The 19,084-nt window shown below is 43.4% G+C and carries 15 protein-coding genes; 1 reads left to right on the top strand and 14 read right to left on the bottom strand.

Going from position 1 to position 19,084, the window contains the following annotated elements:
- Positions 1–1,293 (top strand): DUF389 domain-containing protein, encoded by a 1,293-nt coding sequence (locus AC23ME_RS19790; protein WP_487729472.1) that lies wholly within the window; start codon positions 1–3, stop codon positions 1,291–1,293.
- 106 nt (positions 1,294–1,399) lie between these two features.
- On the opposite strand, the gene AC23ME_RS19785 is transcribed toward AC23ME_RS19790, so the two are convergent.
- The 14 genes from AC23ME_RS19785 to AC23ME_RS19720 form a co-directional block, all read right to left on the bottom strand.
- Positions 1,400–2,287 (bottom strand): ion transporter, encoded by an 888-nt coding sequence (locus AC23ME_RS19785; RefSeq protein ID WP_487729471.1) that lies wholly within the window; start codon positions 2,285–2,287, stop codon positions 1,400–1,402.
- A gap of 1,107 nt (positions 2,288–3,394) precedes the next feature.
- Complete coding sequence (gene mobC, locus AC23ME_RS19780) at positions 3,395–5,407, bottom strand: conjugal transfer protein MobC (RefSeq protein ID WP_487729470.1); 2,013 nt, start codon at positions 5,405–5,407, stop codon at positions 3,395–3,397.
- Positions 5,408–5,411: 4 nt separating this feature from the next.
- Positions 5,412–6,635 carry a relaxase/mobilization nuclease domain-containing protein gene (locus tag AC23ME_RS19775; protein WP_487729469.1) on the bottom strand — a complete coding sequence of 408 codons (1,224 nt, stop codon included), beginning with the start codon at positions 6,633–6,635 and terminating at the stop codon, positions 5,412–5,414.
- A gap of 23 nt (positions 6,636–6,658) precedes the next feature.
- Positions 6,659–7,069 (bottom strand): plasmid mobilization protein, encoded by a 411-nt coding sequence (locus AC23ME_RS19770; protein ID WP_487729468.1) that lies wholly within the window; start codon positions 7,067–7,069, stop codon positions 6,659–6,661.
- A 177-nt stretch (positions 7,070–7,246) separates the two neighbouring features.
- The gene (locus tag AC23ME_RS19765) at positions 7,247–7,510 is read right to left on the bottom strand and encodes a helix-turn-helix domain-containing protein (protein WP_487729467.1); all 264 of its coding nucleotides are present in this window, start codon (positions 7,508–7,510) and stop codon (positions 7,247–7,249) included.
- A gap of 267 nt (positions 7,511–7,777) precedes the next feature.
- The gene (locus AC23ME_RS19760) at positions 7,778–9,532 is read right to left on the bottom strand and encodes a HAMP domain-containing sensor histidine kinase (protein ID WP_487729466.1); all 1,755 of its coding nucleotides are present in this window, start codon (positions 9,530–9,532) and stop codon (positions 7,778–7,780) included.
- A gap of 90 nt (positions 9,533–9,622) precedes the next feature.
- Positions 9,623–10,750: a sensor protein KdpD gene (locus tag AC23ME_RS19755; RefSeq protein WP_487729465.1), complete on the bottom strand. Its 1,128-nt coding sequence runs from the start codon at positions 10,748–10,750 to the stop codon at positions 9,623–9,625.
- A gap of 243 nt (positions 10,751–10,993) precedes the next feature.
- A complete protein-coding gene (locus tag AC23ME_RS19750) occupies positions 10,994–12,064 on the bottom strand; it encodes a porin (RefSeq protein ID WP_487729464.1) in 1,071 nt (356 codons plus the stop codon).
- 173 nt (positions 12,065–12,237) lie between these two features.
- Complete coding sequence (locus AC23ME_RS19745) at positions 12,238–12,804, bottom strand: K(+)-transporting ATPase subunit C (RefSeq protein WP_487729463.1); 567 nt, start codon at positions 12,802–12,804, stop codon at positions 12,238–12,240.
- 93 nt (positions 12,805–12,897) lie between these two features.
- Positions 12,898–14,928: a potassium-transporting ATPase subunit KdpB gene (gene kdpB / locus AC23ME_RS19740; RefSeq protein ID WP_487729462.1), complete on the bottom strand. Its 2,031-nt coding sequence runs from the start codon at positions 14,926–14,928 to the stop codon at positions 12,898–12,900.
- Positions 14,929–15,001: 73 nt separating this feature from the next.
- On the bottom strand, positions 15,002–16,720 hold the full coding sequence (gene kdpA, locus AC23ME_RS19735; RefSeq protein ID WP_487729461.1) for a potassium-transporting ATPase subunit KdpA: 1,719 nt from the start codon (positions 16,718–16,720) through the stop codon (positions 15,002–15,004).
- 4 nt (positions 16,721–16,724) lie between these two features.
- Positions 16,725–16,802, bottom strand: a complete 78-nt coding sequence (gene kdpF, locus AC23ME_RS19730; protein WP_487729522.1) for a K(+)-transporting ATPase subunit F — start codon at positions 16,800–16,802, stop codon at positions 16,725–16,727.
- Positions 16,803–17,060: 258 nt separating this feature from the next.
- On the bottom strand, positions 17,061–18,395 hold the full coding sequence (locus AC23ME_RS19725) for a sigma-54-dependent transcriptional regulator (protein ID WP_487729460.1): 1,335 nt from the start codon (positions 18,393–18,395) through the stop codon (positions 17,061–17,063).
- A 15-nt stretch (positions 18,396–18,410) separates the two neighbouring features.
- Complete coding sequence (locus AC23ME_RS19720) at positions 18,411–18,665, bottom strand: hypothetical protein (RefSeq protein WP_487729459.1); 255 nt, start codon at positions 18,663–18,665, stop codon at positions 18,411–18,413.
- Positions 18,666–19,084 lie beyond the last annotated feature (419 nt).

The raw sequence follows: 19,084 nt of genomic DNA, 5'->3' as shown, positions 1-19,084 counted from the left end.
ATGAACAACCCCATCTACAAATTTATCAACCTCCACGAAGGAGAGCAGGACGAACAGATCGTTCTAGAGAATGTTACCGCCAACACCTCATTTAGGGGGTCAAACCTTTGGATCCTTGCCTGCGCCATTCTAATTGCTTCGGTAGGCCTCAACGTAAATTCAACGGCTGTGATCATAGGCGCCATGTTGATTTCACCGCTAATGGGACCAATCGTTGGTGCGGGTTTCGCTTTGGGCACCTACGACTTCGTACTGCTCAAAAAATCTGGAAAAAATCTCATCATTGCCACCTTGGTGAGCCTGTTGGTCTCGGCTACCTACTTTTATCTCAGTCCTTTTAAGGATGTACAATCGGAGCTGTTGGCCCGCACTGCGCCAAACATTTATGATGTCCTGATTGCATTTTTCGGTGGATTGGTAGGTGTAATCGCTTTTACACGGGTAGAAAAAGGCAATCCCATTCCGGGCGTAGCCATTGCAACGGCACTGATGCCTCCACTCTGTACCGCTGGCTACGGTTTGGCCACCCTTAATTTTGCCTATTTCTTTGGCGCATTTTACCTTTACACCATCAATTGCTTTTTTATCTGTATTGCAACATTCTCAGTCGTTAAATATCTCAAGTATCCCGCAGTAGCCATTGATGACCGTTACCGGAAACGCATTAGATATGGCATTAGCTTATTGATCATGATCATGATTGTTCCCAGCTGTTACCTCGCTTATAGTTTATGGAACGAGAAAAAATTCACCAAATCTGTCGAAAGCTTTATCGGTAGCGAGTTCACGGCTAAAGGCTATACGGTGATCTATAAAAAGTTGGAATATCATGCTAGGCCACGGAAGGTAGACATCGCTTTTCTTGACAGAAAACTCACCAAGGAAGAAATTGCCATGTACAATAGGCTGCTATCGGAAAGAGGAATTGTAAACACCGTTTTCAATGTAAGACAAGATGAAACAGATCTAAAATCTGAGATTTTAAGTGAAGTCAACAAACAGAATGCGACGATCTCCGAAAAGGATGTGACCATTAACAACCTGAGGAAAGAGCTAGACCGCTACAAGGTGAGTGATCCCAAATTGATCGCCGAGATCAAAATCATTTTCCCACAACTAAGCAACATTAGTCTGGGCAAAGCTGAACGTTTTGCGGGTACAGACTCAGCTACCCTTGACTTCGTAGTACTTTACCAAAGCAGCGCAGCGGTAGATACTGCAAAGTTAAGAAGATGGATGCAACAGCGGTTAGATAGCGGGAACGTTATATTTTTACAGGAGAAATCCCGGTAGACACAGTTTAAAAAGCCGTAAAATTACCGAGACGAGCAATACCTCTGGAAGATTGGAAATCAATCTTTTCAATTTCGGACGGAAAACAAATGCGTAGCGCCTCGTGCTAAATATTTAGCTGGTGCCCACAGTGATAGCAATACTCAGCATCCTTCCTGTGCTTTTCCCTGTTACAGTGCGCGCAGACAATATTGTTCAGCCTATCGTTTTCCTTATCTTTCATCTTTTCTTCACTGATAGACTTCCCAACTTCCCTGGCGATCTCCACCCCCACGATCCCGGTAGGGACTGCGATGATACCATAACCCGTAACCATTAGCACCATGGACAAAAACTGGCCGAAGGCGGTCGTTGGCACCATATCCCCATACCCAACAGTAGTCAGCGTGACAATCGTATAAAAAACACTACGTGGTATACTAGTAAAACCATTTCCAGGACCTTCCACATAATACATAAGGGTACCGATCAAAATCGCAATGATCATCACCGCATACAGGAATACCATGATCTTTGCCTTGCTGGCCAGTAATGCCACTTTCAATTTAGAAGATTCTTCCATAAATTCCATCAATCGAAAAACCCTGAACAGCCGGAGCAACCTTAAGATCCTAAAACTGCTGAGGATGTGGCTACCTGTGATAAATATGGAAAGAAACATGGGCAAAATGGAAAGGAGGTCTATCAGCCCATAGAAACTAAAGATATATTTGAAGGGTCTTTTGCTAACAAAGATCCTCAAGGCATATTCTAGCGTGAACAGAATGGTAAAAATCCATTCCAATAGGATCAGCTCCTTATGAAATCTTGCGTCGACCCCTTCCACAGTTTCGAGCATGATCGTAAAAACACTCAACAAGATAAAGATAAGCAGCCCCACATCGAAGGCTTTTCCAGCTGGAGTATTGACGCCATAGATGATGATGTAGACCTTCTGACGGAAAAGATCAAGTTTACTTTTCAAGTGAGGCTCGTTACCTATGTTATTTTTCATGATTTCTCTTAAATATGTTGCCCTTCCACTACTCTACCGTCATATACGACAGCGCCGCCAGTCTTGGTCAACAAAGTCTTACGGAAACACGCCTAAAACGGATGTTGTGACCTAGGATTTTGTAGCGCCCTCTGATACCAAGTCATCTCAAAGCAAACATCAATTAACGTTTCAAACATACTAAATCTATTTTATTTAAGTAGTTCGTATAAGACCCAAATCATTTTACTTTACATATAGGCATGCAGGTTAAAAGAAATTTAGAAGAAACCTACAGGCCTTAATGATTTTTGTTCAAAAGATAACAAAGCCCCGAAAAGTATGCAATTACAACCTCCCCCAGGACTTTCCAGAGGCAATGCTACGTTTAATAGACTCCTCTGTGTTTTTGCCTTCATTAGGAAAAAGCAATTGCAGGACGAGACGGAAATGAATCCCTCGATGGATATGATCAGATGATCATGCACTGGAATATAAAGTATTTTTCCAGCCCCCCTCCAAGTTGTTCGTCACCTAATGTCCTCGCTGTTTGGTCACATGCTTCTACTTGGATGGACATGCAAAACCACGATGGAACAGGCAGGCCTTCAATGCGATACTGAAGACCATCTTTATGTTGTTAATAACACTCGTATATCCACCACATGATAGTTTCACAATTCCCAATCCATGCCACTGCTGTTGAGCAGGATCAAGCAGAACTTTTCGCTTCGCTGGATTTTATTGGCATTCCAGAAACCAAATAAAAATTCATCAACATCCTTTGAGGTTTTAACGACCAGTCTTCGGCTAAGTCCGATCTCTTGTCGGTAACTTAGGGCAACTTACAATCCTAAGCTGAGTTCTTGATAAAGTTTCCGTAATCTTTCTGATTTAATCGAATGAAAAATTGATTTTATAGACTGACAGCCCGCATTTCTCATTAAGGGCAGATGGAAAGCAAAGAAATTCAAAGGCTCCCGAATGGATCTACTTTTTTTTGGGTATTACTTTCGCGCAGCGAATCCGTAAGGGAAAAACGGGGCAACGTTATGGATAAGCAATGAAATACTACATCAGGTATTCGAAAAACACAAATTAGGAAGAAGACATTCATCTTTATTTAGTTTAGAACGAAACCGCTTGGGCAGGTCCCTCATCGGTAACAGTGTTATTTTCTGGACCCACGTCCTCACCTTGTTGCAATTTCTCAAGCTCGCATTTCAATAGTCTTGTAATATCTTTTTTGATTTTTAAGTAGTTCTCCTGTACCATCTCTTCATCTACGTGCTCTATTGCAGGAATATCAATAAAACCGCTCTCTTGAGTGGCGATGGTCTTGTGGTCGTTTTGGATCTCACTATGGAACATTTTGAGCGAAATCTTCTGCTCGGGATTGTCTGCAACTATGCCCACAAACTCGCCGCTGGATAGGCTGGCAATCTTGGCGGCTGGGATGGCAAAGTCCAATTGCGTAGACTGGGAAATGGAAATGTCGCTGCTGTTAATTGACTTGCTCTGCCTTTCCTGCATGATCTTACCAAAGCCCTCGGAAAGTTTCCTTGCCGTATCTCCGGTAACCTGTCCCGAAATGATATTGCCTACAATACCCGTGATCACATCGGCCTGTTCCGAACCGTAATCCTTTTTTAACTGGCTAAAATCCTGTACCGCTAAGGTCGTAGCCACTTTATTACTCCTTGCCGTTGCGATCAGACTGTCTATATTGTTGAAGAATATCGTAGGAAACTCATCAAATATCAAACTACTTTTCAATTTATCCTTCTGATTGACCAGTTTGACCATCCTAGAGATATAAAGCGATAGCACTGCACCATAAACCTGTAGCTTCTGCGGATTATTTCCGACACAGATGATCTTCGGTTCTTCTGGATTGTTCACATCCAATGTAAAATCATTCCCACTCAGTACATAATACAAAGACGGCGAAGAAAGCCTAGCCAGTCCGATCTTGGCAGAGGCAATCTGCCCTTCCAATTGTGCCATGGCCTTGTTTTGATAAGCCGACACAAAGGGATTGATCAACACTCTAATCTCCTCCTGCTGATAGAGCACGGCAAATAACTGGTCATAGTCGGCCTGCATCAGTTCGATCACATGCGGCAGCGTACAATACTTGCCATCTTCGTACCTACGGAGGTACCAAATAATTGCCGTCAGGAAATTGATCGGACTTTCCACAAAGAAATCCCCCTGCTTTTTGATCCAGTCCCGGTTCAACCCCAGCATGATGGTGCGGCTGGCTTCGGTAGCATCAGTAATATCCTCCATGCTCTGCGGGTCCAAGGGATTGCAGCGGTGCGTCCTGCACAGATCATCAAAATTAATCACATAAAATTGGGGCTGCACCTTATAGTTGCCCCGATATTTCAACAGCATATTGTAGGCAAGCTTTGAAAGGTCATCAAACTTAAAATCGTAAAGGAACATCGAGAAGCCCTTTTTGATATGCTGTTCGATCAAATGCCTGATCACAAAGTATGATTTACCAGATCCCGGGGTCCCGGCCACCAGCAGTCCCCTTAAGGGATTGATGATATTGATCCAACTATCCCTGACATTGTCCTTCAACCGATATTTTGCCGGAAGATTGATCGAATATTCATTTTCAAGCAACCGTTCTTCCTGCGGAAAGGTTTCTGCCAGGTTATTGAAGATATCACTATCCAGATGGCTTTTGATCAATCTCGATAATCTTACCCCTCCAGTCAACACCAACAGATAACCTAGTGAGGTCAGGATTATATAAAGCAGTGCCAATAGAATAGCGTCAAGCTCCATATACAGGACCAAGGGACTTGCAAAATATACAGTGAGACCAATTCCGATCAGCCAAAAGATCGGTGTCAGTTTCAACTCTTCATCCTTTCTTCCCTTGGCTCCGACCAGTGAAACTATCAGACAGACCAATGCTGCAAACTTTGCAGCTATGAAACCAGTAAATAGCCCAGTCTTTGCAACGTTGCCGACAATCTGATCGGTAATGCCAGCGGTCAGTCCCCAAGCTAAAAAGGCCCGATAACAGCCAACATAGAAATGGATGGCCAAAATAAATATGCTGATCAGCCTCGTAAAATCTATAATCTTGCGAAGCGATTGGATGTCTTCCCCTGTATTCATATGCTTAGCGATTTAAATGCTGCGAATTCGATTTTCCCTTTTTTCGTTTCCTTTTAGGTTTCAGGCCATTGGGTATTTCTTCGTTGTAGTTTTTTGACAATACCATATCCAAAAGACCTTGGTTCGGCAAGCTGGATTTGGACAGTTCATCTCGAGGGAAAGTATTTGCCTGGGTCGATCTGATGGCAGCTCCCAAATAAGTTTTTAGCTCGTCCTTAGTAGTAAAGGTTTCGGTAAGGGCTTTGGCCGAATACGCCTTGCCGAGATCACTTCCATTAAAAACGCATTTGGTTCTATGGTCTACGAAAGTCACCCCATAACACCTGCCTTCTGGACTTATCCGATAAACCACTCCGATCTTCTGGGCAGCAAGCTCCCTATCAAAAGTGTGCTTGGTCAATGAGTTATATTTTTTTAATAGCCCATCAATCCGCTGTGTAACACTTTCCTTATAGGTCTGCCTGATCTCCCGGCTTCTTCCAAACTTCTTTTCCACCACATCCAGTAACGGTCTTCCACTCAATTGCGAGGCTTTGAAAGGGATGCCAATCCTTCTGCCATCCACATCGAGCAGCGAATACACTAGGCCACGGTTTTCAAACATTTTAGCATCCTCCTTTCCCCTATCGGCAACCACGCCAAATTGTGCAAGAACGGCATTGAACTCTGCAAGCGAGGTATATTTATAATCCCTGATCACTGCCCATACCACATTGGTAATTGTTCGTTTAGTTGCGGCCTTTCCATAAACAGCTTTAACCAGATCGATAGGTGCCGTTTGTAGGATTTCACTTTTCTGTCTACCTTCTGCCCTGACTAGATCGTACTTGATTTCCAATTCCTTTCGTCCGTCCTCGGAAAGCGTCCTACCGATGCCATGCATATCTATACGCTGACCAGTAGCAGTGATATTGGTGGTGACCACATGTAGGTGCGGGTGTGCAGTGTCATGGTGCTGATATACCAGATAGGGCTGGTCGCCGAAACCGATCCTGTCCATATACTCGACTGCAACGCTCTGAAGTTTGTTAGCATCTAAGCTGTCACTACTATCAAAATTGAGCATGATATGGAGTGCGTTGGTTTTGACATTCGGTTTGAGGAAAGTCAACAGCTCAAAACGTTTGAGTTTCGATGCCGTGTTTAGCTTTTCAATATCAGTCCCAAATTTATTAGCGAGAATAAGCTTAGCTTTTTGCTCCTTGACCTTATTTTCGTTATAAAGCATAATACTCCGGATACTCTTTCCCGTTACAATTTTTGTAACCATTTTTCAGTAAGCTCCCCAACCATTAGCAACAACCTATCCACCTTAATATCCACCTTTTTGTACAGCTCAGCCACCTGCATCACATAGTACTGTCTAGCCGCTTCTCTAGTCTTCTCCTGATTGAAACTACGTGTGATCTGATTGATGTTCACACCGATTGCTTTGAGTTCCTTACGGATAGAGACCAGTTCTTCCATCGGCGCATTCATCGTCGTATCCGTGTATACACAGTTAATCTTCTCCCGATTGATCAATTTACGGATCAGTTCTCCCATAGATTGGCAGGTACTTGATACCAGCAATTTCTCTAAACGGTCGAAACTTCTCTTATCTACCCTTGTCCTTAAAGGGAAGTCCAGACGCTCACTTTTCTCATCATTTTGAAAGCCCATTAGATACATTATTGGTGTTCAGGCAGGCACGAGTTCCGAGTGCCTGCTCCGACCGCAAGGCCGGCAAGATGTTTTTGTCTGTGGACAAAAATACATCTTGCCAAACACAAGGGTGTTTAAACCTAGGCGCCAGAACTGTGCTGCTGAACTATGGTTAAATGAAAAATTTGTCCGTAGCTAACCCTCGAGCAGTTTGAGGATATCGTCAGGTTTGTAATAAAATGTTTCACCGACCTTGGAGAAGCGGATGGTTCCATTTCGTCTTAGTGAGATGAGTATATCCTGGGAGATGTCAAGCAACTTCTGCACATCGAAAGTCTTAATCCATTCTTTCTGCTCGTCCTTCTTATTGAGCTTATAGCCCGGACGTCTTAGTCCTGCAAAGCGTTCCTCTTTGAAATTTTGCAGATCCTTTTTGGATATTAAATCAAATGCTGTCATAATTCATTCTATATGGCAGCAAAGTTGGTTTACGGCGACTGAATTTTGTGGATAGGTCTTAGGTACGTCCCCAAATTTATTATAATGAAGATGGGAAATTGGAGGATTATTCTTATCATATACTGTACTGATATGAAGTTGAAAACAGAAGGGCATTTTGTTTTAAATATCAGTGCAAAACAAATTATGGGCAAGTTTTGAAACCTAAGTATACCAAGAACCATGTAACACGTGGCATTTCATGGAACTTGGTTCTTGGTAGTGTCTTTATTCCTGTACTGGTATCCTAAAACCAAACTTACTTCCTTCGCCAATGGCAGATTCCACCCAAATTTCTCCACCCTGTGCCTGGATAAAGTCCTTGGATATGGCGAGTCCAAGTCCAGAGCCAGATTTATTATTGCCATCCGTTGGGACTTGAAAGTAACGGTCAAAAAGACGCTTCTGATACTGCTCATCAATACCCTTTCCAGAGTCCCTAACAGAAAATTCAATAAAGCTGCCCTTCTGGACAATCTTGATAACTACTTTCCCTTTTTCTGGGCTGTACCTCAATGCGTTGGATAGGAAATTGACCATTACCCATGCCGTTTTTTCCGTATCCGCATGGATGCGGGGCAGATCGTTCCTGCATATCAATTCCAGTTCGATGGCTTTCTGTTCGGCCTGAAACCTAACAGCGTCCATCGCGTAAATTGCTATCTTTCTCGGATCGGATTTCACAATATTGAGCTGGATGTTACCAGTTTCGACCTGAGCCAGGTCCAAGAGTTCACTTGTAATCGTCAGTAAGCGACCGCAGTCTTCCTTCATGTGCTGTACCAGTTGTTGCTGTTCCTCGTTCAGTTCCCCAACACGCTGGTCGTTCATCAGTTTGAGGCTCATCTTTAGTGAAGATATAGGTGTTTTGAGCTCATGGGAGACCGTCGCGATGAAGTTTGTCTTGGCTTCATCAAGTTCCTTGTATTGCGTCACATTCTTTAAAACAAATACTTCTCCTGCGGCTTTTTTTGATTCTCTGATTGCAGTTTCCTGCTGGCTATCATAGATTGGCACAAAAATTTCCTTTCTATCCAACTGAAAGAAAGACTCCCTGTCATCGGCATAGATCTTCATTGGCTTTGCGCCATTTGATGTCCCCATTACTCGCTCCAGCAGACCATTGGTTTTAGCCAATGCCACGGCATCTGTGCCAACTATCTTAGCCGCTTCCAGATTGAACACTTCCTCGGCCGTCCTGTTCAGGAACAGGATTTCGTTTTTTTCGTTAACACCGATGATTGGGTCCTGCATCTGTTGTATAATGGTCTCGATCCTCAACTTCTCCGACTGTATCTTCGCTAGATTACTGTTCTCCCATTTTTTCAATTGCCTAACCATGGCATTGAACTCTGAAGCCAGCTCGGAAAATTCATCGCTTCCCCTGAATTCCACACGTTGGGTATAATTCTTTTTGGCAATTTCCTTGATAGCCGCAGAGAACTCCCTTAGTGGATTGGCCACAAATCCGGGAAAGTTGACACTGAACGAAAGCAGTAGTAGAAAGCAGATGGTGGCCGCAAAAATTAGATAGGAAACCGCTTGGTCCACGCTGTCCCCAGCGTCGGTATTCTTCTTTTCGATGGCATCCATGTTCAATTTTTCAATATGGCGCAACCAACGGTAGACATCTTTTACCGCCCGGTTTTGAACTTCGGCATTTGAAGCTTGGTCAATTAGCCTTAGGTAGGCCTGTTCCATTTTGGCCACGGTTTCCTTTTCACCACTTTCGGTAAGGTTTCGTTTCTCCTTTTGCAGATATTCATTAAAACTATATTGCGCCTTAGCGTTAAGAGGCAGGGGATTTTCCTCTAATACCAAACGCATGGCACTTACATATCTCAAACTCTCATAATTGTCTTTGAGGATAACCTTCGAGCTGTCTGATATACGGTTGATCTGGTATAAAGATATTATACCGAACAGTAGCACTACGGCGAACAGGAACCCGAAGCCGAGCCAAAGTTTTGTTTTGATTTTCATCCTTTAATTTTTATTTTCTTAATGGTTGGATGGAGCTTACCACCATTAAAAATAATGATTTCAATGATGGACGGTTCATTTCCTTAAAATTTATGAGAGTATAACCAAATCTGTCTCTTTCTCTGCTATGTTTTTTAACAGCTTGCTGATCAATGTAGTATTCAATATTACTTTTAATAGGCTAAAATTCGGCTTACCGATACATATGGTAGTGATTTCCCGCTCTTGGGCAATCCTGGTAATCGTTCCAGTTACATCTTCTTCCTTCACTTTGATCACTTCGGCGCCCAACTCTGTTGCCAGTTTAAAATTGTTGATCAGATGTCGCTGCAGGTCTAATCTTACCTTGTTGCCTCCCTCTTTCTCCCTTTGTACGTAAAGTACGATCCAGGGTGAGCGGTAATAGGAAGCCAAACGGGCTGTTTTCCTGATAATTACCTTGGCTGTATCATGGTTGGCAGAAATACAGGCCATGAACTTTTCCTGTCTCAGCTTTACCTGTTTGGGCACTTCAATGCTTATTTTCCGTTCCAGGTGGTGGGCCACTTCCTTCAGTGCCAGCTCACGTAATTGGAGTATCTTTTCCACCCTAAAGAAATTGCCAAGGGCACGTTCAACTTTAGTTTGGTCGTAGATTTTTCCCGCCTTTAAACGATCTATGAGTTCATCGGCCGTTAGATCGATATTTACCACCTCATCGGCCACCTCCAATATTTTGTCGGGAATGCGCTCGGTGATGGGAATGCCTGTGATCTTCTCTATCTCTTCATTCATGCTCTCCAGATGCTGGATGTTGACAGCCGAAATTACATTGATGCCCGCATCGAGAATATCCATCACATCCTGCCAACGTTTTTCGTTCTTGCTGCCTTCAACATTACTATGGGCCAATTCATCAACAATGACAACTTCTGGATGGAGGCCCATAATGGCAGCGACATCCATTTCCTCAAGCTCCTTGCCCTTATAGAAAAGCTTTCTTCGCGGAATCATGGGCAGCCCATCCAACAGGGAATGGGTTTCTGGACGAAAGTGGGTTTCGATATAGCCAATCTTCACTTCTATACCGTTCTTCAACAGCGAATGTGCCTCCTGGAGCATCCGATAGGTTTTGCCCACACCTGCGCTCATGCCGATGTAGACCTTAAGCTTGCCACGCTTGGATTTCTTGATCAGCTCCAAAAAGTTCTTTACCGAATCATCTTTTTTATCTTCCATTTATGGTCTAATTTATACTGGTCTGTTAATCAAAATCGCAAACCCCAAACTCAAAATCGCTAAAACTACAAATAACAAAATAGCCTTGAGCTTTTTGTTATTGCTTTTCAAAGGTATCATCATTCATCCTTTCTTTTCCTAAAAAACCTGACCAGCATACCACCAGTAAAAATCGTCGCCATACTGATCAGGATTTCAAACAACAGTACCATCAGTACTTATTATTTTTAAATTCATATTTTCTTAAAAAGAGACCGCAATACTTGCCGTGATTGCGGTATTATGGTTCACTGTGGCCGCATCTCTTTCAAATATCTTGTCTTTGCTATCGTACACCTTACCTTCCAACCTGATTACAGCATTGTTGATCGGCATATAATCTATGTTCATCGAGTAACCAGCTGTTCTGAAACCATTAGGTGTTGCAGTAGAAATGATCATCCCTTCCTTATCCTGATAATATTCAAACCTACCAGCCAATGCCCATTTATCAGTAAATTTGTATTGTGCAATAGCCAATGGCGAAAGTACCTCTTTCTTCTCGCTGCTTCCCTGTGCCAGCTGCTGTGTTCCGTAATCAAGACCTAAGGTCAGCCCAAATTGCTGTGTCAACTGTAGCACACCATAAAAATTATGGTAAAAGCGTTGAACACGTAAGGCATCTTCGCCTTCGGTACCCAAATAGTTGCTGTAGTTCAGCGTTACTCTCGAGGAAGGTTTCCAGGTCAACTGTAATCCACCAGCTGGTTGGCTGTTGCCTTCCTGACGGGCGATACGTTGCCAACCGTTTAAGTAAAGGATGGTGGCGGCAAACTTCCCGTCGTTAGTCATGTATCCCAATTTCGCTCCCGATTCGTAATACGGTGTGTTCTCTGAAGAGATATTACGGGTCAATACCCAGCAGTCTTTGCTGATGGCACTTTCAAAACCGATATGCGAGGAAAAGATACCTGCATCTAACCAAAGGTTGCTTGTTTTGGAAAGCTTTAACCCAGCATTGGCCTCAAAAATATTTTTCAGCACCCCTGGTTCGGCAGCTAGGTTAGCGTTTGCATAGGTACCTGCCATTACGGCCAGGTTTGCCCTGATTGCTCCATCGTCATAGTTGCCCTTGATAAAGCCCAGGTTCAGGTTCGTTTCGTTATGTCTATTATGGGAATACACAAATCCGGGTCTGTTGTTATCCGCTGGTTTATTAAAATCGTAACCAAAGTAGGTCTCCAAATAGCCACTTACCTTAATTTTTGTTGTTTCTTGGGCAAAGGCATAACTTCCAGTCGCTAATAAAGCTGCGATTAATAATAGTTTTTTCATCTATTTAAAAATTTGTTTTTGTGATGAAGCTATCCCGATTGCTCAGAATGGTTCCATATATTTTGTTCTGTTATTTAATTTGTTAAGTAATCTTCCGATTTACCGATGAGTTGCCTGTTCCTAAGGTTGGCAAACGCTGGAGGTTCAGGCAGCGGTACGGAATGTGTTTTTTGTTATTTTTTGATTTCGTCTAATGCTAGGTTTAGCTTCAATACGCTAACTGTAGATGGCCCGAAAAGACCAGCTAACGGTTTTTGGGTATTTTTTTCTACCAGATCGGCTACTACTTTTTCGTCTAGCTTTCTATTCGTTGCTATTCTTTTTACCTGTAGAGCAGCGCCTTCTGGAGAGATATTAGGATCTAGTCCACTACCCGATGCGGTTACCATATCCGCAGGAATATCGCTTTTCTTAATTCCGGGGTGGTATTTAAGTAGGGTATCAATCCTATCTGATACAACTTTCAAGTAATCTGGGTTGGAAGGACCTTTGTTAGATCCTGCCGATCCTGCAGCATTATAGTTTACGGCTGACGGTCTCCCCCAGAAATAATTAGTGCTCGAAAAGCTTTGGCCCAAAAGTGCATAGCCTACTACTTTTCCGTTTCTTTCAATTTTTTCTCCACCACCTTTACCAGCAGAGAAACTACCGGCAAATGCTACAATTAACGGATAGATCACGCAAAGCAACACCAATAGTACCGCGGTTAGCCTGATCGATTGTATGATATACTTTTTCATCTCTTTATGATTTGTTTTTAGTGGTGATGAAGCTATCCCGATTGCTCGGGATGGTTTCATCTTTTTTTAATTTGATATGATAAATAATTTCCTTTAGAAGAACATTCCCACCAATAGATCTATAGCCTTTATACCTATGAAAGGGATAGCTACACCTCCCAGACCATAGACCAACAGGTTTCTCCGCAATAATGCACTTGCGCCAATCGGCTTATATTGTACGCCCTTTAAGGCCAATGGAATGAGTATCGGGATAATGATGGCATTGAAGATGACCGCCGAAAGTATAGCGCTCTCTGGACTATGCAGCCCCATGATGTTAAGGTGCTGCAACGCCGGTATCGAAGCGATAAACAAAGCTGGGACGATTGCGAAATATTTAGCCACGTCGTTGGCGATAGAGAAAGTGGTCAAAGTACCTCTGGTAATCAATAACTGTTTTCCGATTTCGACAATCTCGATCAGCTTGGTTGGGTCATTGTCCAGGTCGACCATGTTGCCCGCCTCTTTTGCGGCCTGTGTACCACTGTTCATGGCCACACCGACATCGGCCTGTGCCAAAGCTGGCGCATCATTGGTGCCGTCGCCCATCATCGCTACCAATTTGCCTTCTGCCTGTTCCTGCTTGATGTAGTTCATCTTATCTTCCGGCTTTGCTTCGGCAATAAAATCATCCACACCTGCTTTCTGTGCAATAAACTTTGCTGTCAATGGGTTATCGCCCGTCACCATTACGGTTTTAACGCCCATTTTTCTCAAACGTTCAAAGCGTTCGCTGATCCCCGGTTTAATGATATCCTGTAGTTCGATTACTCCTAGGGCCACTTCGTTAACGGCTACTACCAGCGGTGTACCACCATTGTTAGAGATTTCTTTTACCTGTTGTTCAGTTTCCATTGGAAATTTGTTGCCTGCCGAAGTCACCATGTTCAGTATAGAATCAAAGGCACCTTTCCTGATACGTTTGCCATCTACGGTATCCATACCACTTGAACGGGTCTCGGCAGTAAACTTGATGAACTTCGCACCTTCCGGTGCCGCCGCCACGTGATAGTTCTGTCCAGCTGCCAATTCCAAGATGGATTTACCCTCAGGCGTTTCATCTGCCAATGAGCTCAATACACAGGCGTCAACAAAAGTTTTATTGTCAACTCCCGGAGCAGGATAAAAACTGGTGGCCTTACGGTTACCAATGGTAATGGTACCTGTCTTATCCAACAAAAGCACATCGATATCGCCTGCGGTTTCTACCGCCTTGCCTGATTTGGTAATCACATTGGCACGCAAGGCCCTGTCCATTCCGGCAATACCAATGGCAGATAACAAGCCACCGATGGTCGTAGGGATCAGACAAACAAAAAGGGAGATCAGTGCCGCAATAGTAATAGGCGTATTGGCATAATCGGCAAATGGCTTCAACGTTACGCATACGATGATAAACACGATTGTAAAACTGGCCAAAAGGATGGTAAGGGCTATTTCGTTCGGTGTTTTCTGGCGTGATGCCCCTTCTACCAAAGCAATCATCTTATCTAGGAAGCTTTCTCCAGGCTGTGTATTTACCACTACCTCGATACGGTCCGAAATCACTTTTGTACCACCGGTAACTGATGATTTATCACCTCCGGACTCCCTGATTACGGGAGCAGATTCTCCAGTAATGGCAGATTCGTCTATGGTAGCGATACCTTTAACAATCTCGCCATCTGTTGGGATGGTGTCGCCAGCTTCGCAGAAAAAGACTTCTCCCTTTTTGAGCAGAGCTGATGAACGTATCTCTACGCTACCATTGGCCAAGATTACCTTTGCAGGTGTTTCCTCCCTCGTTTTCCTTAGCGAATCGGCCTGTGCCTTCCCACGTGCTTCGGCAATGGCTTCTGCAAAGTTGGTAAACAGCACAGTCAACAAAAGTATCAAGAATATGATGAAGTTATAGGCTGCAGAGCCCTGCCCACTATTGCTAAGCGAGTAAATGGTCACCCAGGCCATGATCACCGTACCTATTTCAACGGTAAACATCACCGGGTTTTTGATCATTACCCTTGGATCGAGCTTTACAAACGATTCCTTTAGGGCCGTCCGCACTAAAGCGGGTTCGAACAATTTATTTGATGAAGTTTTCATCTGTTTAATTCATTTTATGTGATGGAGCATCTGGCTATTGCTAAGCTCCCTATGATTTCGTTATCTAATCTGGCTACTTTAACATGGAGAAATATTCGGCCAAAGGTCCCAAGGCCAACGCAGGGAAATAAGATAATGCGTTAAGGATGATGATTACCGCAAAGGTCATCAGTCCGAAAGTAAGTGTATCTGTTTTCAACGTACCCGATGATTCTGGGATGTATTTTTTACGTGCCAATAGTCCTGCAATGGCAATTGGTGCAATGATCGGTAGAAAACGTCCCAAGAATAAAACAAAGCCTGTCATCACGTTCCAGAATACATTGTTATCTCCCAGCCCCTCAAAGCCAGATCCGTTATTTCCGTTGGCTGAGGTCATCTCATATAGCATTTCCGAAAAGCCGTGGAAACTAGGGTTGTTGAGCCAATTTTGGGGCTGTACCGCCCATTCGGCATCACCATGGTTGTTAAATACGTAGGTAGATAATGCGGTGCCTGCCAATATCATGAACGGACTGAGCAATGTGATCAGAGCGGCAATTTTTACTTCCCGTGCCTCTACCTTGTGCCCCAAAAATTCTGGTGTTCTTCCCACCATCAGTCCCGAGATAAACACGGCGATAATGAGGTAGATAAAGTAGTTGAGTATCCCCACGCCACAACCGCCGTAAAAGGAGTTGATCATCATGCCCAACAATTGCCAAGCGCCAGACAAAGGCATGGTACTATCGTGCATACTATTGACTGAACCCGTAGAGATAATGGTGGTAACCGTGCTCCAATAGGCAGAAATTGCTGGGCCAAAACGTACTTCCTTGCCTTCCATGGCGCCAGTAGATTGGCTGATACCCATTTTGGCTATCGCTGGGTTGCCACCAAGTTCTGAACTGACCATTGGAAACAAGAGCAAGAGCATACCTATGGTCATTACCCCAAAAATTACCCATGATAATTTTCTTCTTCTGATGAAAATACCAAAGGCAATGACCATTGCAATTGGAATGATAACCTGTGCAACTAGCTCTACCGTATTTGTAATATAGTTTGGATTTTCTAAAGGATGGGCAGAGTTTACACCAAACCATCCACCACCATTGGTACCTAAGTGCTTAATGGCGATCATGCCAGCCGCAGGACCACGGGACACGTTAACGGTATCTCCCTCTAATGAAATAAACTGGTCTTTACCCTCGTAACTGGTAGGCGTGCCATTAAATGCTAGGATGATTGCAATAAGCAATGACATTGGTAGTAACAAACGGGTGATAGACTTGATAAAGAAATCCCAGAAGTTACCCAATTTTTCAGTGGTCTTATCACGGAATGCCTTAAAGAACACTACCGCGGCAGCAATACCTGTAGCGGCACTTACAAACATCAGGAACATCATGATGAAGTGCTGTGTAAGGTAGGTAAGTCCGGTTTCTCCAGAGTAATGCTGTAAGTTACAGTTCACCACAAAGCTGATGATGGTATTGAAGGCAAGATCTGGTGTCATACCAGGGTTGCCGTCTGGGTTTAAGGGTAATTTATCCTGATAGATCAGTACAAATAAACCATAAACCAACCAAACCAAGTTGATGGTCAGCATGGCTTTCATTGCCTGCTTCCAGTTCATTTCCTCTTTTGGGTTGATTCCAGAGATCTTGAAGATCCCTTTTTCCAAAGGTTTGAGGAAGTCTGTCCAAACCTTTTCTCCGGCAAATACTTTTGCCAGATACCTACCCAAAGGTATAGCGACTACCAATGTAAGCAAGTAGGTCGCCAAAATTCCGAGTAATTCTGTGTTCATGTAATTAAAATTTTTCTGGTTTGATCAGCACGTAGAGCATGTAGATGAATACGGCTAGGGAAATAATGAATAGTGCAATCATGGTTTTTAGATTTTCTCGAACCAATCGATCGATCTGAAGCAAATCCAACAGAGTACGATGATGGCCAGTAATAATGAAATGGTTAACATATTTTTTCGTTTTGCCTGCACTATGCCAATTGTCATGCCGAATCAACAGAGAAGCAAATAAATGGCTGTATTTCAAATAAATATGTAGTGATAATTTATTTTAAGATTTTTTGCAAACAAAAAAACCCTTCCAAAATGGAAGGGTTTTTTCATATTGAAAAGATTATTGTTAGGTATCGATATGGTATTCTTCTATCTTACGATAAAGGGTAGTAAGCCCAATACCCAAAAGACGTGATGCTTCAGTTTTATTCCACTTGGTATAGCGTAGCACCCTCACGATATGCATCTTTTCCATGGTCTGCATGTTCATCGAGTCGATTGTATTGGAATCCGTATGGAATTCATTGGGCAAAAGGTCAGCAGTGATCAAATTGCCATCAGCGAGAATGGCCAAACGCTCTACAACGTTCTTCAGTTCACGGATATTGCCCTTCCAACTATGGGCAGTCAGTTTTTCTATCACCTCTCTTTCAAATTGGAGCTCCTTTCTATTTACCTTTTTGGCAAATTCTTCTAGGAAATAATTGGCAATGGGGGAAATATCTTCCCTGCGGTGCGCAAGAGGGGGAAGCTGTATAGAAAATACCGAAAGACGGTAATAAAGGTCCAAGCGGAACCTACCATTGTCCGCCTCGCTTTGAAGGTCCCTATTGGTCGCGGCAATGATACGTACATTGACCTTACTGGTCTGGGTATCGCCCACTTTGATAAAGGTTTGGCTTTCCAGCACTCTGAGCAGTTTTGCTTGTAGATCAAGGTTCATCTCACCAATCTCATCTAAAAACAAAGTGCCACCATTTGCCTCTTCGATCAGTCCTTTTTTATCTTTGGATGCGCCTGTAAAGGCGCCAGATTTATAACCGAATAACTCACTTTCCAACAGCTCTGGACTAAACCCACTGCAGTTGACTGCAACAAATGGCTTCTGCTGGCGTGGGCTATCTCCGTGGATGGCCTGGGCGAAGACTTCCTTTCCCGTCCCTGTTTCGCCCAATAATAGTACAGTCGTATCGGTTGGTGCTACTTTTTTGGCGAGCACAATGGCATCACGGATGTGTGCCGATTGCCCGATCATCGTTTCGAAACTGTATTTTTTGGCTACCCTGTTTTCCAGCTCGTTCAATCTGGCATTAAGTTTCGCCTTCTCCAACGCCTTATAAATCAACGGAATGATCTTGTCGTTATCATCACCCTTGGTGATATAGTCAAAAGCACCGTTACGCATCGCTTTTACGCCATCGGCTATGGTACCAAACGCCGTCAGGTTGATGACCTCTGCGTTTGGTCTCAGTTTTTTAATTTCGATAACCAGATCTACCCCGTTATAATCGGGCAATTTCACATCGCTGATCACCAACGGAATGTCCTCATTCTTCAGGATCTTCAACCCTTCCTTTCCGGTAAAGGCTTGTAGTACCCTAAATCCTTCTAGATTGATGATGCGGGCAAGCAGGTTATTGATATTCTTTTCATCATCGATGATCAGTATACTTTCTTGCATGATGGGCGAGTGTCTTTAATGTTCCAATTGATGCTCGAAAGATAGTGATTTTAATTGCGCTTCAGAAACCATCATATGGCACATCAGATCCAAAAGGTTGATGTAGATGTTGATACCTTCTTCGATTTCTGATATACTAATATATTCATGGGCAGAATGCGAACGGGCGGAGTCTCCCGGACCCATTTTTACGGAGGGCAGTTTAAGCCAGTCCTGATCGGAACTGGTGGGCGAGAAATAGGTCTGTCTTCCCAACTGTTCGGAAAGCATATTAGGCCAGCCCTATTTCAGTTGACAGATAGACATCTTGTACCGCCTGTAAAAACCTTGCGCCCTCGGCAATTGGACGGTGGATGGCGCGTCGACCTATCATCATTCCAGAACCACCAGAACGCTTGTTTACGATTGCGTTTTTTACCGATACGGTTAGATCCTGTTCTCCCAAAGATTTCCCCCAGAATGTAGCAGGGGAATTTCCCTATTAAATCTGTGTAGTTTGATGCTAGCGTGTCAGAGCATATGCGATACACCTTTAATAGGCACCCCATTTTCTAGGGTTACAGTTATAGCGAAGGTATATCTCGCCAAATGAAAAGTAAACTGCTTGTTGATTTCTGCTTCTTCAACAACAATCTTCAATAATGATTAAGGATCTGGTTTGTGTAAAACGGGAATATTTTACCATTGGA

The organism is Pedobacter sp. T50_32 (assembly GCF_057652195.1).
Note: the sequence above shows the minus strand (reverse complement) of the source record. Positions and strands in the feature narration are given on the sequence as shown.

Bases quoted from the DNA above. Each gene is read 5' to 3' on its own strand.
- AC23ME_RS19790 (WP_487729472.1), top strand. From the start codon at position 1: ATGAACAACCCCATCTACAAATTTATCAACCTCCACGAAGGAGAGCAG.
- AC23ME_RS19785 (WP_487729471.1), bottom strand. From the start codon at position 2,287: ATGAAAAATAACATAGGTAACGAGCCTCACTTGAAAAGTAAACTTGAT.
- mobC (WP_487729470.1), bottom strand. From the start codon at position 5,407: ATGAATACAGGGGAAGACATCCAATCGCTTCGCAAGATTATAGATTTT.
- AC23ME_RS19775 (WP_487729469.1), bottom strand. From the start codon at position 6,635: ATGCTTTATAACGAAAATAAGGTCAAGGAGCAAAAAGCTAAGCTTATT.
- AC23ME_RS19770 (WP_487729468.1), bottom strand. From the start codon at position 7,069: ATGGGCTTTCAAAATGATGAGAAAAGTGAGCGTCTGGACTTCCCTTTA.
- AC23ME_RS19765 (WP_487729467.1), bottom strand. From the start codon at position 7,510: ATGACAGCATTTGATTTAATATCCAAAAAGGATCTGCAAAATTTCAAA.
- AC23ME_RS19760 (WP_487729466.1), bottom strand. From the start codon at position 9,532: ATGAAAATCAAAACAAAACTTTGGCTCGGCTTCGGGTTCCTGTTCGCC.
- AC23ME_RS19755 (WP_487729465.1), bottom strand. From the start codon at position 10,750: ATGGAAGATAAAAAAGATGATTCGGTAAAGAACTTTTTGGAGCTGATC.
- AC23ME_RS19750 (WP_487729464.1), bottom strand. From the start codon at position 12,064: ATGAAAAAACTATTATTAATCGCAGCTTTATTAGCGACTGGAAGTTAT.
- AC23ME_RS19745 (WP_487729463.1), bottom strand. From the start codon at position 12,804: ATGAAAAAGTATATCATACAATCGATCAGGCTAACCGCGGTACTATTG.
- kdpB (WP_487729462.1), bottom strand. From the start codon at position 14,928: ATGAAAACTTCATCAAATAAATTGTTCGAACCCGCTTTAGTGCGGACG.
- kdpA (WP_487729461.1), bottom strand. From the start codon at position 16,720: ATGAACACAGAATTACTCGGAATTTTGGCGACCTACTTGCTTACATTG.
- kdpF (WP_487729522.1), bottom strand. From the start codon at position 16,802: ATGATTGCACTATTCATTATTTCCCTAGCCGTATTCATCTACATGCTC.
- AC23ME_RS19725 (WP_487729460.1), bottom strand. From the start codon at position 18,395: ATGCAAGAAAGTATACTGATCATCGATGATGAAAAGAATATCAATAAC.
- AC23ME_RS19720 (WP_487729459.1), bottom strand. From the start codon at position 18,665: ATGCTTTCCGAACAGTTGGGAAGACAGACCTATTTCTCGCCCACCAGT.